The following is a 16,914-nucleotide window of genomic DNA, read 5'->3' as shown; positions in this document are numbered from 1 at the left end:
CTTCGTAAGCAGTTCTGACTTCTAATATGGGGTGCTCTTCAAGGCGTATATGGTCAGGTCACTTACGATCGCAAAACCAATACTAATGATTATTTTTGTGTTTAAAATTAAATAAGCTTAAAAGTGTGATCTATTTTTAGTAAAAGTTTACCTTTAATTTATTTTGGGTTTTAGTTGAATTTATAAACAAATATCAGGCGAGGTATATATTTGTGTTGTGAATCTAATTTTGATGAAAGGAGTAACTCGGTAAATAGGATGTAAGGCGCAGCGATAAGAAAAAAGGGAAGCGAATAAAAGGCACTCGCCAAATAGTGAGTGCCTAAGAGAGTTCAAATCAAGATTAAGACCAAGGTAAGGAGAACACTAGGCGTTAGCAGTTTCCGGCTTTGCTTCTAGTTTCTTCTCTTCCGGAGATAAGCTTTTCTCGTATTGACCGTATTTCCACCATGCGTAGCCAAGGAAGATCACAATCCCACCCACGTTGTAGAAGATGATGGTCATGATGTCTGCGCCAGTCGGGAAGGTTGATGCAAAGAAACCCACCGTAAAGATAGCGATAAGAATCGACACCGCTGTGATACCCACTCGGCGTGAGCCCATGCGGAAATCACGTGGGAGATGGTCGAGTTTTACACGCAAGTGAAGGTAAGCGATCATGATGAACAGTGGCGGCAACATAGAGGCTGCTGCTGTCATGTTGATGATGGTGCTCATTAGGTCTTGTACTGTGTCAGAGGCCAACGTTGGGATGAACATCAGTGGAATCACAATGAAGAATTGAACCCAAGCCGCACGCTCTGGCACGCCTTGTTTGTTGAGTGCGACGGTTTTCTCACCGAAGATACCTTTAGGGATTTCAGAGAAGAAAATCTTAACCGGAGTCGCTGTCCACATCAGTAGGGAACCCAACATCGCAGTGAATGAAACCACGCCCACAAAACGATTCATCAGTATTTCAGACAATCCAAAGTGTCTTGCTAGCCCTTCGAATACCTGCACCGAACCACCAGTAAACTTAAGTTCTTCGCGAGCAACGAATACGTTCGCAAGCACAGAGCCAACCGAGTAAAGCGCACCGATAAAGATACCGGCAATGATGATCACTTTAACGAAAGACTTGTGTCCGCCTTTGATGTCGTTGACGTAAACCGCAACCGATTCAGCACCGCCAGCCGCCATGAAGATCCAGGTGATTACCCCAAGGAATGCCCAGTTAAAGCTTGGTGTCATCGCTTCAATGGTGATTGGGTCAGCTGGCTCGATACCACCGATCAAAGCACCGCCTGAAAGCAGGATGTAAGACAGAGTCAGCAACAACATCAGTGATGATGTTAGTGAGGTGATTGGGCCAAGTAGCTTCGCGCCGTTGTTTGAAATGTGTGTAGCAACCGCAAATAGAATGGTGCTCAAGATCGCCGTGGTTATCGGCGTAAATATGTATTCGAATCCTAAGAACGCATACGACGCGTAAGCGATGATTCTAGGCAGCAAAGAGGTGAAGAAGAATAGGTTAACAAACCAGTAGGTGTAAGCTGAAATAAATGCCCAGCGACCGCCTAGAGAGCTTTTAACCCAAGAATAAACACCCGCCTCAGAGTCTTTATTCAATGATACAAACTCAGCCACGATCAAACAAAAGGGCACAAAGTAAAAGATGGTTGCTAAAAAGAACATCGGAGCTGAGGAAAGGCCAATCTCGATGTTGTTGTTTATGATGTTATTGAAGCTGTATACCGCCGCGAAGGTCATAGACAGTAGGGCAAACTTGCCTATCGTACTGCGTTTATTATCGGACATGATGTTCTCCGGTGAATCACGTTGATGATCGTTATTACTAGGTCCTAGAGAGGGAAATCTAGGCCGTGTTTTTATTGTTATGTTGGTTTGGCAAACACCCGCTTCATGAAGTCAGGTTTGGCTCATTTATTATTTTTGTATTGATTTACGAACGAATTCCTTGGCGTTTATCTTTTCAATTTCAGTAAATTTATTACTTGAATTTCAAATGCAACATCAAGGCGTTCATCGAAGAAATTGGCTTTCTCATGTACGACGATGTAACAGGCTTGTAGGGGCTTTGTGTCGTTTATTGTTCTATGAGCTTTTCTATTTCTTCAGCAAGAAGATTAAAGATTAAGCGGCGGGAAGTTAATCGGAATTGATCAAATATGTGATATCGAGTAAATAAATTTAGTTAATATTTTACCTTTGTTTTTGTTCGGGTTTTATTACGATTTAACTAGCGTTTTTCGTGAAGTGAAACCTTGACGGAATGACGTTTTTATTCTTGTTTATTGGTATTTAATCTTCTGATTTAAAACAAAAAAAGCGCCATAAGGCGCTTTTCAATTAGAGGTGTTAATTTTGGATTACGATTGCTTTGCGGCTTCTAACTTCGCGTCTTTACCTGCTTGCTTCTTTTCAAAGCGAGAGATCCACCACCAAGCGATAGCTGAGAACACTGCCGTCATAAATACGTTGACGAAGAACGCTTGCATTAGGTCTACACCCGTCGGGAATGCTGACGCTGTCATGCTCACAACGAAGATACCGATAAGTACAGATACAACAGCCATACCTTGAACTCGAGTACCCATGCGGAAGTCACGTGGCGTATCGTCATGCTTCAAGCGGAATACAAAGTACGCCACCATGATGAAGATAGGCGGTAACATTGCCGTACCTGCTGTTAGGTTAATCGCTGTGTTCATCATGTCTTGTACAGACTCAGAACCGAAGCCGTTTATAACGAGCATTAGGAATACGAACGCAAACTGCCACCATGCTGCGCGTACTGGCACGCCATGTTCGTTTAGCTCAGTCGTCTTCTCACCGTAAACACCTTTAGGGATTTCAGAGAAGTGAATTTTTACTGGAGCTGCTGTCCACATCATCATCGAACCGAACATAGCGACGAACAGGATGATACCGACGAAGCGACCTGTTAGAGACTGTGAAATGTCGAAGTAGTTCGCCATACCAGTGAATATTTCAACCATGCCGCCAGCATAAGTGAGTTCATCACGTGCAACGAATACGTTCACTAATAGAGAACCGACTGCATACATGATACCGATAGCGATACCCGCGCTGATTATCACCTTGATGAAAGACTTATGACCACCTTTAACATCGTTTAGGTAAGCGGCTGCGGTTTCTGCACCACCGGCTGCTTGGAAGATCCAACACATAATACCTAGTGTTGCCCAGTTGATGGTTGGCGTCATTGCTTCTAGTGTGATTGGTTCTACTGGCTCATGGTTACCACCTAATGCCATTAGTGCGCCGATAACGTAAACCGCGAACAGTGCAAATACGCCGTATGCCACGATCTCTGCAATCTTACCTAACCAGCTCGCGCCTTTAGTCGAGATGTGCGTTGCCGCCGCAAATAGACCAATTGAGATTGCCGATGTCACAATCGGAGAGAAGGCGTACTCGTAGCCAAGCATTGCGTAAGATGCGTATGCGATAACGTTAGGCAGCAGTGATACAAACCAGAATAGGTTAACGAACCAATAGAGGAATGAACCTAAGTAGGCCGCTTTTGAGCCCAAAGGTTGTTTAAGCCAGTCGTACATGCCTGACTCAGAATTTTTATTTGCTGATACGAATTCAGCAATAATGAACACGAATGGAATGAAGTAAATAAGAGTGGCAAGCAAAAAGATAGGGGCTGAACTCAATCCCAATTCGATGTTGTTATTTACAATGTTGCGAACGTTAAATACCGCTGCAAATGTCATGGAGAGCAAGGCAAATTTACCTAACTTACCGCGTACAGATTCAGACATAGTGTCCTCCAAGGGTCACGTAATTATAGTCGTTATTTCTTTAAGCTTCCTTGTAGGGAAGAAGCGTAAAGGCGTTATGCAGTGTGACTGAGCCTTGAACGGCAAGCCTCAGTACACACTGTGAATAGATCTTGTTGTTGCTTTCGTTTGTTTAGCTTTCAGTTACTTACTTATTAAGGAAGTAACCGTCTTCGATAGTTACTTTCAGCACCACTTTTCGAACTCGATGATCACCATGGAATCGGTAAGCTTTGCTGTTATCAAATATCGCCACTTGGCCTTCAATGAGTTCACGAGTTTCACCGTTACCCATTAGGTGTTCACGGTCAGTCTCATCGCTGTAAGCTTGGATTTGCTCTAGCTCTGACTTGGCTGCGAACTCGACGGTTTCACGACCTTCTAGGTAGTAATGCACGTCGAAGTAACGACGATTGCCAGTAAAGCTTTCGGTGTTACGAGCCACGCCGTCTTCAATCATGTAAGCCAGTGAGTCACCAATTGAATACATCACGCCATCTTTGATGTTGCCGATGTTTTCAATTGCTTCTACACAGCGTTGCCATTTACGACCGTCGCGGTAAACGACTTTAAATTGCTCTAGGTTGTCTAAAACGATCATCGCTTATGCCTCGTTCTGTTGTGGTTGAGCTTTCGGTGCGTTCGCCGTGAAAAACTCATTACCAAAGTTGTGATTGATTAGGTGCTGCGCATCGCAATCGCCTGCTTGGAATGGAACCAGAGTTAAGCCGTAGCGGAACTCGTCCATGTAAACTCGGTAAGAGTCGAGCACTTCGCTGCCCCAAGAGTTCGAGCCTAAGCCCATCACTTGGTGGTCTAGGTTTAGCGTGATGTAACCGCTCTTCTCTAGCTCAATGGTGTGTTGTGCTTGGTGCAGGTTTTGGTTGGTGTAGAACCATGCGCTGAAGTTGATTTCTTGCTGTGGCTTTACTGCAATACCATTACCCGCGCGGCTTGAAAGCGCAGCCCAACGAACGTGTTGGCGGTTGCCGTTGTTTTGTGGGAACGGGTAGTTCTCGAACATGTCAGCCACGGTTGATTGGTACACATCAATCATGTTTGCTTGCTTGCTGTCTTGGTAGTTCTCTTCTGGGCCACGGCCGTAGTATTGAACTTGGTCGAAGTCACCGTTGATACCCATGTCGAAACCAATCACTGGAATCACGTGAGGGTAATCACCGTAGCGTTCACCGCTCAGTTCAACGTTCAGTTGGCCTTCGGCACTGATTTGGTAGCGGTATTCACAACGCATGCCGAAATCGAATACCGGTGGAGCAACGATGCTGGTGGTGGTGATCTCAATCTTGCCGTTGTTCTCTTCCACGTTTAGCGTGCGGAAGTGCTCTTGCATAATTTGTAGATGCGCAGGCTCCCAGTAACCATCGTGCTCTTGTTTATGGTTATCGATCATTGGCTTGAAGAAGTTCAGTTTAGGCTCAGACTTAATCAGTTCTTCGCCATTGACTAACCATGACGTCAGCTTGCCGTTCACTTTCGAGAAGTTCAGTGCAAAGTTGTGGCCTTTGATTACATAAGCGAGGCGAGATTCTTCAACACTCAGTGCCGTTGCATTGTTGTTGGTGAAGGCGTCAAGCTGTGCAGTGTTCTCTTTCACTTGGAATTGGTAAACCGCGATATCGTGGTTCGCTTCGCTATATGAAGTACGAGAATCTTTGCGAACAGTAAAGTTCACAAACACTTCACGCTCATCAAGCTGTGGCAGGTTAAGTGTCAGTTCGCGGCTAGAGTTTTCAGCCAGCTCTTCAACCTTGATATGTTGCACAGCAATGGTTTCACCTTCAGCGCGGATTTCCGCAGTGATGGTGTAGTCATCAATGTTTGAGAACCAAAGTTTGTTATCGACAGTGAAGGTGCCCGTTTGTGCATCGAAATCGCGAAGCTTCACTGGGGCAATCACTTGTTTGTACTCTTTCAAGCCTGGGCCTGGTGTTTGGTCTGGGTAGATCAAACCGTCCATGCAGAAGTTGTAGTTGTTCGGGTAGTCACCGTAGTCACCACCGTACTTGTAGAACTCTGTGCCTGCTTCATCACGTGCCAGAATACCGTGATCACACCATTCCCAAACATAGTGACCTTGAATCGCATCGTGCTTGTAGAACACGTTTTGGTACTCGGTTAAACCGCCCGGGCCGTTCCCCATTGCGTGTGCGTATTCGCAGATGATGCGCGGCTTTTCGTGTGGGAATTCACCGAAGGCATTCATCAGTTGAGCGCGTGAGTACATGGTTGAAATGATGTCGACCACTTCAGCATCACGGTCTTCTTCATAGTGAACCAGACGCGTGTCATCAATCGCTTTTGCAGCATCGTACATAGAGCGGATGTTGCAACCGTAGCCAGATTCGTTACCTAGCGACCACATGATGATAGAAGGGTGGTTCTTTTGAGCGTGAATGTGACGTTCGATACGCTCAACAAACACCGCTTCCCATGCAGCATCGTTAGTGATGCGGCTTAGATCGCCAACGTTAGCAAAACCGTGTGTTTCAACATCGGTTTCACCCATCACGAATAGGCCGTAGATATCACACAGTTCGTAGAAGCGTGGGTCGTTCGGGTAGTGCGCTGTACGTACTGAGTTGATGTTGTGCTGCTTCATCAGTACCAAGTCTTTCTCTACGCGATCCATGCCGACAGCACGACCTTTCAGGTGGTCGTTGTCGTGGCGGTTTACACCGTGCAGCATCACGTACTTGTTGTTGATGTAGAACAGACCATCGCGAACTTTAATATCACGGAAACCAACGCGTTGTGGAATCACTTCCAGCACCTTGCCGTCAGCGTCTTTCAGCGTAAGCAACAGTTGGTACAGGTAAGGGTTTTCAGCGTTCCATTGAACTGGGTTAACCACATCAATAGAGAATTGAGTATTCGCATTGCCGTCAGTCAATCTATTAGGAACGGCTAGGTTATCTACTGAGCCTTGCGAGATAACTTGGCCGCCATCAAGCAATGCGTACTCAAGGGTTGCGTTTGTTGCTGCTGCTAGGTTTTCTAGCTCCACTTTGCACGACAGGGTAGCGCTTTGGTAAGCGTCGTCGAAGTCAGTGCGAACGGTAACGTCTTGAACGTGCAGTTGTTCTTTACCTACTAGGTAAACATCACGGAAGATACCGCCCGTCCACCACATGTCTTGGTCTTCAATGTAGGTTGAGTCGGCCCATTGCATCACGCGAATAGAAAGTAGGTTGTTGCCAGCTTTTACGTGGCTAGAGATATCGAATTCAGCGGTTAGGCGGCTGCCTTTGCTGAAACCCACGTACTCGCCGTTTACGTAAACTTCGAAGTAAGTCTCTACACCATCAAATTTGATGATGGTTTGTTTCTCGTCCCAGCTTTCGCCTAGGAAGAAAGAGCGTTGGTATGCGCCGGTTGGGTTGTCTGATGGTACGAAAGGCACATCAATTGGGAATGGGAAACCTTCATCTGTGTATTGAAGATCGCCGTGGCCTTCCATTTGCCACATGTTTGGAACCGTAATGTGGCCCCAGTCTTTCATTTCTTGAGAGTAGAACTCTTCAGGAACCAATAATGGATTAGTGAAATAGCTGAAATTCCATTGGCCACTCAATAGTTGGAAGTGGCTGCTAAGTTCACGCTGAAACGTTTTTGCATTCTTTTCTGATGCGTATGAGAAGAAGTATGCACGCGGTGCCATACGGTTCTCATGTAAGTTCAGGAAGTTTTCCCAGTTGTTCACGTTGCCTCTCTCTCGGCCTAAATGCAATTTGCTGACCGACGTTCTTATGCGTAATTGGGTCGTAGTGAATACGAGTATTTTTGGACTGAGGTAATTATTAGTAAAAGTTTTACTAAATGAAATTAGTGAAAACGTTTTACTTTAACTCCATCACGTTTTTTATGGGCTTTTTACAATGGTGTGTGATCCACTTAAAAGAATGTCATTTGGTGATTTAGGTGAGTATTTCAGAAGGGAGATATGCGTATGTTGGCGTATATGAAAGACATAAAAAAGGCCACCCTCAATAAAGGTGACCTTGTTTTATATATTTGATTTATATGATTATTTTGTTGTGTCGCGCAGCTTGAGTTTACTTGGGACATAGACTCTAAGTGGGATGGTTCTTCCGTCGCGCGCTTTCTCTATCAGCAGGTTAACACCTTGAATTCCCATCAGTTCAGAATGGATACGAACCGTTGATAAAGACGGGAAGGTAAACTTAGCGGTTGGGATGTCATTTACACTGATCAGAGCAATGTCTTCAGGAATGCGCAAACCGTGCTCATGAATCGCTCGTAAAACGCCAATAGCGATGGAATCTGATGCAATAAACAGGGCTTTCGGGTAATTCTCGCTCTCTAGCATTTTCTTCGCTAGGTCGTAGCCCGATGAGCTAGAGAAGTCACCGCGATAGATATCTTGCTCACTGACTACGTTTTTAAGGCCACCGTATTCAGCAAAAGCCACTTCTCGAATGTCTGAAGTATTGATGTCGTCTTGCCCACCAATGAAACCAATGCGTTGATAACCTTGGTTAATGAAGAAGTTGGTGATCTCTTTGCTGATACGAGCAAGATCGATATCGACAGAGTCATAAGGTTCTGAGTGATCCGTAAAGTCGACGTAGCAAATATTATCGGTCAGCTTTTTCGCTTGCTCGATAACTTCTTGTGTCATTCGGCCGACTAATAAAACACCGGTAATGTTGCTAGAGCTAACCTGTATTTTGCTTTCATAACAATTAGTTAGTCCAACTTCCATTTTTTCGCATTGAGTTTCAATACCATGGCGGATGGATAGGTAGTAAGGGTCGTTAACTTCAGCTTCTTGCTTGTAGTTATACAAGGCAAGGAAGTGATGATTTTGTTTTTTACTGCTAACGGTTTTTCGTGAGCTGCTGGTTTTGTACTCCAACTTCTCGGCAATTTCAAAGATACGCCTTTTGGTCTCTTCCTTGACGCTTAATGTAGGATCTTCATTGAGAACCCGTGAAACTGTAGCCAGTGAAACATTTGCTTCAGTCGCGATATCTTTTAACGTTGCCATACTCACTTCCTGTTATTGGAACATTGCGTTGCTTTGAAAATACATCTTTAGTAAAAAAGCAATGCACCTCTTTATTCTACAGACCTATTGTAATCAAACTAGACGTCATTGCATTAACTTTTAGTAAAATAAATGTTCAACTCCTCTACGATGTCTCAAATCTAGTTATCAATAATTATCTTATTAAAATTCAATGTATTAGATGTTATCGAGCATAGATTATCTCCATGCCATGTTCAGTAACAGTGTGGAAAGTTAGTGTAAACGTTTACACTTCGTGGTTTTGATCACAGAATTATAGTCAAAATGGCTGCTACTATTTCTGGTATAGGGCGTTATTGAGCTGAATATCAGGTCGAATTAAGCCACGAATGATGACAAAGAGAGGTTGATTGTGAAAGTACTGGTTACGGGCGGCATGGGTTACATCGGAAGTCATACATGCATTCAAATGATACAGGCAGGTATGGAGCCAATCATCGTTGATAACCTTTGCAACAGTAAAGAGCTGGTGCTAGAACGAATCGAATTGTTAACCGGAAAGCGACCAACGTTTTATCTTGGGGACATTCGTGATCAATCTTTTCTAGATAGCGTATTTTCAGAAAACGATATCCAAGCCGTGATTCACTTTGCTGGCCTGAAAGCGGTAGGGGAGTCGGTGACTAAGCCTTTGGAGTACTACGATAACAACGTAAATGGTTCGTTGGTGTTAGCTCGAAGCATGAAGAAAGCGGGTGTGAAAAGTGTCGTATTTAGTTCTTCGGCAACGGTTTACGGTGACCCAGAAGTAGTGCCAATTACCGAAACTTCACCAACAGGCGCGACAACCAACCCTTATGGCCGCAGCAAATACATGGTGGAAGAGTGTTTGAGTGATTTGTTCAACGCTGAAAACGACTGGAGCGTGACGTTACTGCGCTACTTTAACCCTGTTGGCGCACATCCATCAGGCACCATGGGTGAAGACCCACAAGGTATCCCAAATAATTTAATGCCGTTTATTGCTCAAGTAGCCGTTGGTCGCCGTGAAAAATTGGCTGTGTTTGGAAACGATTACCCAACAGTCGATGGCACAGGTGTTCGTGACTATATTCATGTAATGGACTTAGCAGACGGCCACGTTGCAGCACTAAAAGCGGTGGGCGAGAAGGCTGGCTTACATATTTATAACCTAGGCACAGGTAAAGGTTCTAGTGTACTTGAGATGGTTGAAGCCTTCGCTCAAGCATCAGGTAAGCCTGTCCCTTATGAACTTTGTCCACGCCGCGCTGGTGATATTGCCGAATGTTGGGCAAGCACTGAAAAAGCAGAGCGCGAGTTAGGCTGGAAAGCGACTCGCAACGTGATGGAGATGACGGCGGATACGTGGAATTGGCAGTCGAATAACCCGAACGGCTATTCCCCTTCGTAATTGAAGCCGCAGCGTTGTTAGCTGCGCTTACCAATTCCAATCACATAGAAGATCTATGCTCATGGATATTGGAAATCTTGCTGCCTAGCTGCAACTCCAATTTCTTTGGGGAATGCAGATATGAGAAAAAGAGATTCCAGATATCTCGTCCCTCGATTCTGGAATGACGAAAGAGCTAAAGGTAATCAATGAATGGCTTTGTAACCGTTGCGTTGAAATATGAAGCTCTGAAAAAGAAGCTTTGAACGTCATTCCCTACAGCGAGGAACGAGCGTGATAGGGAATCTCCTTGTAGAAGAATTATTCATCTTGGTGAATTGACCAAGACACAAAATTTGAGAGCAATCTAAACATGTCAAAAGTTGAATTTAACCCAGTAGACCACCCGCATCGTCGTTATAACCCATTAACGGGTCAGTGGATCTTGGTATCACCGCACCGCGCAAAACGTCCGTGGAGCGGCCAAGATGAAAAGCCATCGACTGCGCAGCTTCCAGCGTATGAGAAAGAGTGTTTCTTGTGCCCAACTAATACACGTATCTCGGGTGACGAAAACCCAGATTACGACGGCACTTACGTATTCAGTAACGATTTCGCGGCGTTGATGCCTGATTCACCTGACGCTCCAGAGTCTGAAAACCCTCTATTCAAGACTCAAGGTGTTCGCGGGTTGAGCCGTGTTATCTGTTTCTCTCCGGACCACAGCAAAACGCTGCCAGAGTTACCGGTCAATAAAATCCGTGGTGTGATTGATACCTGGAACGAGCAAATTGAAGAGCTGGGTAAAGATTACTTATGGGTTCAAGCCTTCGAAAACAAAGGCGAGACTATGGGCTGTTCCCAGCCTCATCCACACGGTCAAATCTGGGCGAACAGTTTTTTACCCAACGAGATTGAACGTAAAGAAAAGCTACTGAAAGAGTACTTCGACCAGCAAGGTTCGAATTTGTTAGTCGATTACGTTGAAGCTGAAATGAAAGACGGCTCTCGCACAGTGGTTGAAACTGAACATTGGATTGCTGTAGTGCCTTACTGGGCTGCGTGGCCATTCGAAACCATGTTGCTGCCAAAAACACACATTCGCCGTATGAGTGAACTGACTGACGAGCAACGCGATGACTTGGCACTTGCGATCAAGAAGCTGACCAGCCGCTACGACAACTTGTTCCAATGTTCATTCCCATACTCGATGGGTTGGCACTATGCGCCGTTCTTCGAAGAAGGCACCGACATCGATCATTGGCAACTGCACGCTTTGTTCTACCCACCGCTACTGCGCAGCGCATCGGTTCGTAAGTTCATGGTGGGCTATGAAATGCTGGCTGAATCTCAACGTGACTTAACCGCAGAGCAAGCTGCGCAACGTCTTCGTGATTTGAGTGACGTTCACTACAAAGAGCAGTAATACGTTGCTTCGTAGATAACGAGCGAGATTCCTGATATCTCGTCCCTCGATTCTGGAATGACGGCAGATGAGAAGCCCATAAGTTTAAGAGCTTAGAAGCTTAAAAGTTTAGTCGCTGATGTTGTCATTCCCTACCGTGAGAGACGAGCGAGATAGGGGATCTAAAAGAATTAAAGTGGTGCCGTAAAGGGGCCATAACCAATTGATTAAAGAGTTTAAGCAGAGAGTTTACTTATGTCTGATCTAATCCAAAACGTGAAAGCATCTTTTGAGCAAGTCCTTGGTTACCGAGCGACTCACATCGTTCAAGCTCCGGGTCGTGTGAACCTGATTGGTGAGCACACTGACTACAACGATGGTTTTGTTCTACCGTGTGCCATTAACTACCAAACGGTAGTTGCAGCGGCTAAGCGTGACGACAACATCGTTCGTGTTGTGTCTGTCGACTACGATAATGCAGTAGACGAATTCGATATCACTCAAGAGATCATGTTCCAACAAGACAAGATGTGGGCGAACTACATTCGTGGTGTTGTGAAATGCCTAATGGGTCGTGGCTTTGAGTTTAAAGGTGCAGACATATCTGTAACTGGCAACGTGCCTCAAGGTGCGGGTTTAAGTTCTTCTGCGGCACTAGAAGTGGTCATCGGTCAGACATTTAAGGTGCTTTATAACCTAGAGATCAGCCAAGCTGAAGTTGCGTTGAATGGTCAGCAAGCGGAAAACGAATTTGTAGGCTGTAACTGCGGCATCATGGATCAAATGATTTCAGCTGAAGGTCGTGCAAACCACGCGATGCTGTTGGACTGTCGTAGCCTAGAAACTCAAGCGGTTTCTATGCCAGAAGACATGGCAGTGGTTATTATCAATTCAAACAAGAAACGTGGTTTGGTCGACAGTGAATACAACACGCGTCGTGAACAGTGTGAAGAAGCCGCGCGCATCTTTGGTGTTCCAGCATTGCGAGATGTGACAATTGAACAGTTCAATGCCAAAGTCTCTGAGCTTGATGAAATGGTCGCTAAGCGCGCTCGTCACGTGATCACGGAAAATGATCGTACGGTTGAAGCGGCTCAAGCTTTACGTACTCATGATATGAAGCGTATGGGCGAGTTGATGGCAGAATCTCACGCTTCAATGCGAGACGATTTTGAAATCACAGTCAAAGAAGTCGACACTCTGGTTGATATGGTCAAAGACGTGATTGGTGACCAAGGTGGCGTGCGCATGACTGGCGGCGGTTTTGGTGGCTGTATCGTGGCATTAGTTCCGCCTGCTTTAGTTGATGAAATTAAAACAACGGTAGAACAGAAATACCAAGCAGCGACCGGCCTAAAAGAATCAATTTATGTGTGCCAAGCGAAAGACGGCGCTAGCCTAATTGAAGTAATCTAGCTGTTTCGATATTTCATGCTTGAAAGATAGTGCTTACCAAGTAAAAAGATCATGGTAGGCCAAATGGTAAAGCCTTTGCTTAAATGTAGAGGCTTTTTGTTGGCACTAGGAAGGAATTTAGAATGACATCAGAGCAGAACTTGCATCAATCCATGACACAAACGGCAGCCTATGATGGTCAACCTGCTCAGTTAGTTACCTTGTCCAACAAGCATGGCATGCAAGTAACATTCATGGATATTGGCGCGACTTGGTTGAGCTGTATCCTGCCCGTAAAGGGAAATCAACGAGAAGTTCTGTTGGGTGTCGATTCAATGGAAAACTTTCAGAAACAAGCCAGCTATCTTGGTGCGACGGTCGGGCGCTATGCTAACCGCATTGCCAATGGTCGTTTTAAATGTGATGGCACGGGTTATAAGCTCGATGCGAATCAATCCGGTAATACTTTACACGGTGGCTCAGATGGCTTTGATAAGCGCCGCTGGCAGTTAACAGCTCAAACACCAATGTCGGTTGTTTATAGTTTGGTGTCTGCTGATGGCGACCAAGGTTTCCCTGGGTTGCTGAATGTGTCTGTGAGTTACGAGTTAACTGAAGACAACCGAGTGTCTATTGAGTACTTTGCGACAACCGATAAAGCAACGGTTGTGAACTTAACTAACCACGCTTACTTTAATTTACTTGGCGCAAACAGCGATCACGATTGTTTGTCTCATATTGTCAGCATCAATGCCTCGCAATACCTACCGACGAATAAGGTGGGTATCCCATTAGGTAATTTGAAATCGGTGAAATCAACCAGCTTTGATTTCAATCAGCCTATGATGATCTCTGAACGCTTATTGGGTGATGAACAGCAAAAAGCGGCCAAAGGTTATGATCATTCTTTTCTTTTAGCGGAAAACTGTAAACGCGATCAATGTGCGGCTACAGTGACTTCGCCTGATGCACTTGTCACTCTGAAAGTCTTTTCAACCAAGCCAGCAATGCAGCTGTATACCGGTAATTGGTTGGGCGGAACACCTAATCGAAATGGTGGTAGCTACGAAGACTACGCAGGAATTGCATTGGAAACCCAGTTCTTACCTGACTCACCTAACCATCCAGAGTGGAAACAGGACAGTTGTATTCTTAGGCCTGAACAAGAATACCGCTACCGAACCTGTTATCAGTTTGAATTTTCGGGGGATTATTCAAACTAGTCTGCTCTAGCTCAAAATGGTTTATGCCAAATTGGCGCCTAACAAAGGGAATTATTGTTGGGGAGAGTAAGGTAAGAAAGCCCTAACAGAATTGCTTCTGTTAGGGCTTTTTTTTGTGTTCTATATTCGATGCTAACGGCTGGTCAGAAGACGAGCGAAAGCAAGGAGAGGCAGCTCTGCGGCTAGACGACTTTCTCAACCGAGTTTCTACGAACCAGAGTCGGAGAGAACATCATTGGCTCAGAGGAAACAGCTTCACTTTTAGCCAGTACTAACGCGAGTCGAGTGGCTTTTTCTGCCATCATCTGAATAGGGTAGCGGATAGTCGTCAGCTTAGGGTGAACGTAGCGAGCAATTAAGCCGTCATCAAAACCAACAATAGAAACCTTGTCTGGCGCTTGAATACCGTTTTCATCAAGCACTGAGAGTGCGCCTGCTGCCATGTAATCGTTGTAAGCAACAAGGCCGGTGATCGGCAGTGACTTGGTTAGTAGGTTAGTCATCGCGTATTCGCCACCATCACTGGTGGGCGCTGAATATTCAATATAGCTATCAGATAACTCAATTTTGTAATCGGAGAGTGCTGCTAGATAGCCTTGCACTCGTTCATCGGCATCTTCAATGCTGTGTGAAGAGGCGATGCAGGCGATGTTTTTGTGGCCATGACGAATCAGATATTCAGTGGCGAGGTACGCGCCTTTCTTGTTGTCTAAGAAAATACAACGATTGGCAATCTCAGCAATATAACGATTGATCAGCACTAAGCCTTTTACTTCTTTGGCATAGGCAATCAGCTCTTCGTCGGTGAGTCCTTTAGAGTGGATCACCAAGGCATCGCAACGGCTATTTATCAGCAACTCGATCGCTTGCCTCTCTTCTTCACGATCGTGTGAGCCATTACCAACGAGGATATGTTTTCCGTTCTCACGAGCGACATTATCGACAGCCTTAACCAGCGTGCCGAAAAAGGGGTCGGAGATATCACCGACTAATACGCCAACAGTGTTGGTGCTTTGGCTGACCAACGCACGAGCATTCGCATTAGGGCGGTAACCCAGTTTAACCATCGCTTTAGTCACAGACTCTACCGAGCTTGCGCTTGCTTTAGGAGACTTGTTGATTACTCGAGATACGGTTGCAACAGAAACACCAGCTTCCTTTGCTACATCTTTAATTGTTGCCATTTTTAACCTCTATATATTGCTGAATCTATTTAACACCGACAATGATACTAAGGCAATGAAACTCTCATTTTACTTCCAGTAATGAGATCTTTACCGCTTGTAATTGTTGCTCTTAGTGCTAGTGTAAACATTTACATTTTACTTAATTTTAGTAAATAATTTAATTGATAAAAATAAATTAATATAGGAAGTGAGAAATGGATACTGTCTCTTATGGTGACTTTGCTAAGTTAGAAATGCGAGTGGGTAAGATCATCGAGGTTGTGCGTCATGAAAACGCAGACAAGCTGTACATCGTGCAAGTGGATATCGGTGAGAAGACGCTACAAACGGTGACTAGCCTAGTCCCTTACTACACCGAGGAAGAGTTAATGGGCAAGCAGGTTGTCGTGTTGTGTAACCTAGCTAAAGCGAAGATGAGAGGCCACACTTCTGAATGCATGCTGTTATGTGCAGAAACGGATGATGAATCTGAAAGTGTATTGCTGACACCGGAACGTGCGATGCCAGCGGGTATTCGAGTGGTTTAAGTTGTCTAGATTAATCGGTGAGACTATTCGTTATAAGCTCATCGACTTATCTGCTCGCAAAGCTTCAAATGATCGAAGCTTCAAATTGCCGAAGCTTCAAAATACCCAAAGCCCTCAAAGACTAGCTACGAACGGTCAGTATCAAGCCATCAATCACACTGTGGTGGTGATCAGAAACCCCAGCAAGGTTGCCGTATTTCGGCTGGTGGCGATCATTTTCTAATGGATGGTGCCAACCTTGTGTATGTTCCACAAAGTGCGCAGCAAAGCTTTCAGACACCTCTAAACATCCTGCCATGACAGTATCAACATAGGTTTGAACGATAGGGCTGTTTTCACAAGGCGCTTCGATTTCGTCTTTGATGTATACCCAGATCGATTGATCCGCTTTAAACTCGGTTTGGCTCTCTATCTGATCGTTTCTTAACTCAATTCGGTGATAACCACGCTCACGACGATCAAATTCAGCTAACGCAACATCATCGACTTCAAGCAAAACACCATTCACTTGTCCCTCACCAAGATTGACGATCAACGGTGACAAAACATAACTGTCGTCGATTTTACTCCAGTGACGCACTAGGCCGTGCACTATCGCAGGAATCGCTTGTCCTGTTTGACCTGTCAGTTGACGAGAAGAGGAGTTGATCAAGCTACCATAACCAAAAATATACATCGCGTTCCCTGTCTGTTCTTTTGTATTTGAGACTAGTCTTACTATATGTTTGGCTTCATCAAATGTCAGTAGTTTTTTATTTTACACACCCTCGAGTCTAAATGACTTTTTAAGGTGTGTTTAATTGACACTTTTTTGACCTCTAAATACACCTTGTTGCTTGTTTTTATTGGTTTTATATCTTTGGCGCGTTTCATGCATTGTGTTAGGCAATATTGCGGTGATGATTACTGCACCTTGAATTTGGCTATTGGTAGCAATTCA

The 16,914-nt window shown here is 44.9% G+C and carries 12 protein-coding genes; 5 read left to right on the top strand and 7 right to left on the bottom strand.

Going from position 1 to position 16,914, the window contains the following annotated elements; translation table 11 throughout:
• Window positions 1–366: 366 nt before the first annotated feature.
• The 5 genes from AC3CKG_RS12960 to ebgR all read right to left on the bottom strand — a co-directional run bounded on the left by AC3CKG_RS12960 (window position 367) and on the right by ebgR (window position 8,844).
• Window positions 367–1,800 carry an amino acid permease gene (locus AC3CKG_RS12960; protein ID WP_017110436.1) on the bottom strand — a complete coding sequence of 478 codons (1,434 nt, stop codon included), beginning with the start codon at window positions 1,798–1,800 and terminating at the stop codon, window positions 367–369.
• A gap of 572 nt (window positions 1,801–2,372) precedes the next feature.
• Window positions 2,373–3,797: an amino acid permease gene (locus AC3CKG_RS12955; protein ID WP_017110435.1), complete on the bottom strand. Its 1,425-nt coding sequence runs from the start codon at window positions 3,795–3,797 to the stop codon at window positions 2,373–2,375.
• 166 nt (window positions 3,798–3,963) lie between these two features.
• Window positions 3,964–4,416 (bottom strand): beta-galactosidase subunit beta, encoded by a 453-nt coding sequence (locus tag AC3CKG_RS12950; protein ID WP_065110871.1) that lies wholly within the window; start codon window positions 4,414–4,416, stop codon window positions 3,964–3,966.
• Window positions 4,417–4,419: 3 nt separating this feature from the next.
• The gene (gene ebgA / locus AC3CKG_RS12945) at window positions 4,420–7,536 is read right to left on the bottom strand and encodes a beta-galactosidase subunit alpha (RefSeq protein WP_488528439.1); all 3,117 of its coding nucleotides are present in this window, start codon (window positions 7,534–7,536) and stop codon (window positions 4,420–4,422) included.
• A 324-nt stretch (window positions 7,537–7,860) separates the two neighbouring features.
• Entirely contained in the window at window positions 7,861–8,844 is a 984-nt protein-coding gene (gene ebgR, locus AC3CKG_RS12940) for a transcriptional regulator EbgR (protein WP_488528438.1), read from the bottom strand.
• Between the two features lie 394 nt (window positions 8,845–9,238).
• Between ebgR and galE the strand changes: the two genes are divergently transcribed.
• The 4 genes from galE (at window position 9,239) to galM (ending at window position 14,260) form a co-directional block, all read left to right on the top strand.
• Window positions 9,239–10,258, top strand: coding sequence for a UDP-glucose 4-epimerase GalE (gene galE / locus AC3CKG_RS12935; RefSeq protein ID WP_488528437.1), 1,020 nt, complete (start codon window positions 9,239–9,241; stop codon window positions 10,256–10,258).
• 352 nt (window positions 10,259–10,610) lie between these two features.
• Complete coding sequence (locus AC3CKG_RS12930) at window positions 10,611–11,663, top strand: UDP-glucose--hexose-1-phosphate uridylyltransferase (RefSeq protein WP_099165274.1); 1,053 nt, start codon at window positions 10,611–10,613, stop codon at window positions 11,661–11,663.
• 234 nt (window positions 11,664–11,897) lie between these two features.
• Window positions 11,898–13,058 carry a galactokinase gene (gene galK, locus AC3CKG_RS12925; RefSeq protein ID WP_488528436.1) on the top strand — a complete coding sequence of 387 codons (1,161 nt, stop codon included), beginning with the start codon at window positions 11,898–11,900 and terminating at the stop codon, window positions 13,056–13,058.
• Between the two features lie 122 nt (window positions 13,059–13,180).
• Window positions 13,181–14,260 carry a galactose-1-epimerase gene (gene galM, locus AC3CKG_RS12920; protein ID WP_102544084.1) on the top strand — a complete coding sequence of 360 codons (1,080 nt, stop codon included), beginning with the start codon at window positions 13,181–13,183 and terminating at the stop codon, window positions 14,258–14,260.
• A 182-nt stretch (window positions 14,261–14,442) separates the two neighbouring features.
• Here galM and AC3CKG_RS12915 read toward each other — a convergent pair whose 3' ends face one another.
• A complete protein-coding gene (locus AC3CKG_RS12915; RefSeq protein WP_065110878.1) occupies window positions 14,443–15,444 on the bottom strand; it encodes a substrate-binding domain-containing protein in 1,002 nt (333 codons plus the stop codon).
• A gap of 197 nt (window positions 15,445–15,641) precedes the next feature.
• On the opposite strand from AC3CKG_RS12915, the gene AC3CKG_RS12910 reads away from it, so the two are divergent.
• Window positions 15,642–15,974: a tRNA-binding protein gene (locus AC3CKG_RS12910; protein ID WP_017110426.1), complete on the top strand. Its 333-nt coding sequence runs from the start codon at window positions 15,642–15,644 to the stop codon at window positions 15,972–15,974.
• Window positions 15,975–16,095: 121 nt separating this feature from the next.
• Here the strand turns inward: AC3CKG_RS12910 and AC3CKG_RS12905 are convergent, their stop codons facing one another.
• Complete coding sequence (locus AC3CKG_RS12905) at window positions 16,096–16,650, bottom strand: gamma-glutamylcyclotransferase family protein (RefSeq protein WP_009847482.1); 555 nt, start codon at window positions 16,648–16,650, stop codon at window positions 16,096–16,098.
• Window positions 16,651–16,914: the final 264 nt, after the last annotated feature.

It is taken from the genome of Vibrio sp. QJM3NY_15 (genome assembly GCF_057785995.1).
This window is presented reverse-complemented; position numbering and strand designations above follow the sequence as displayed.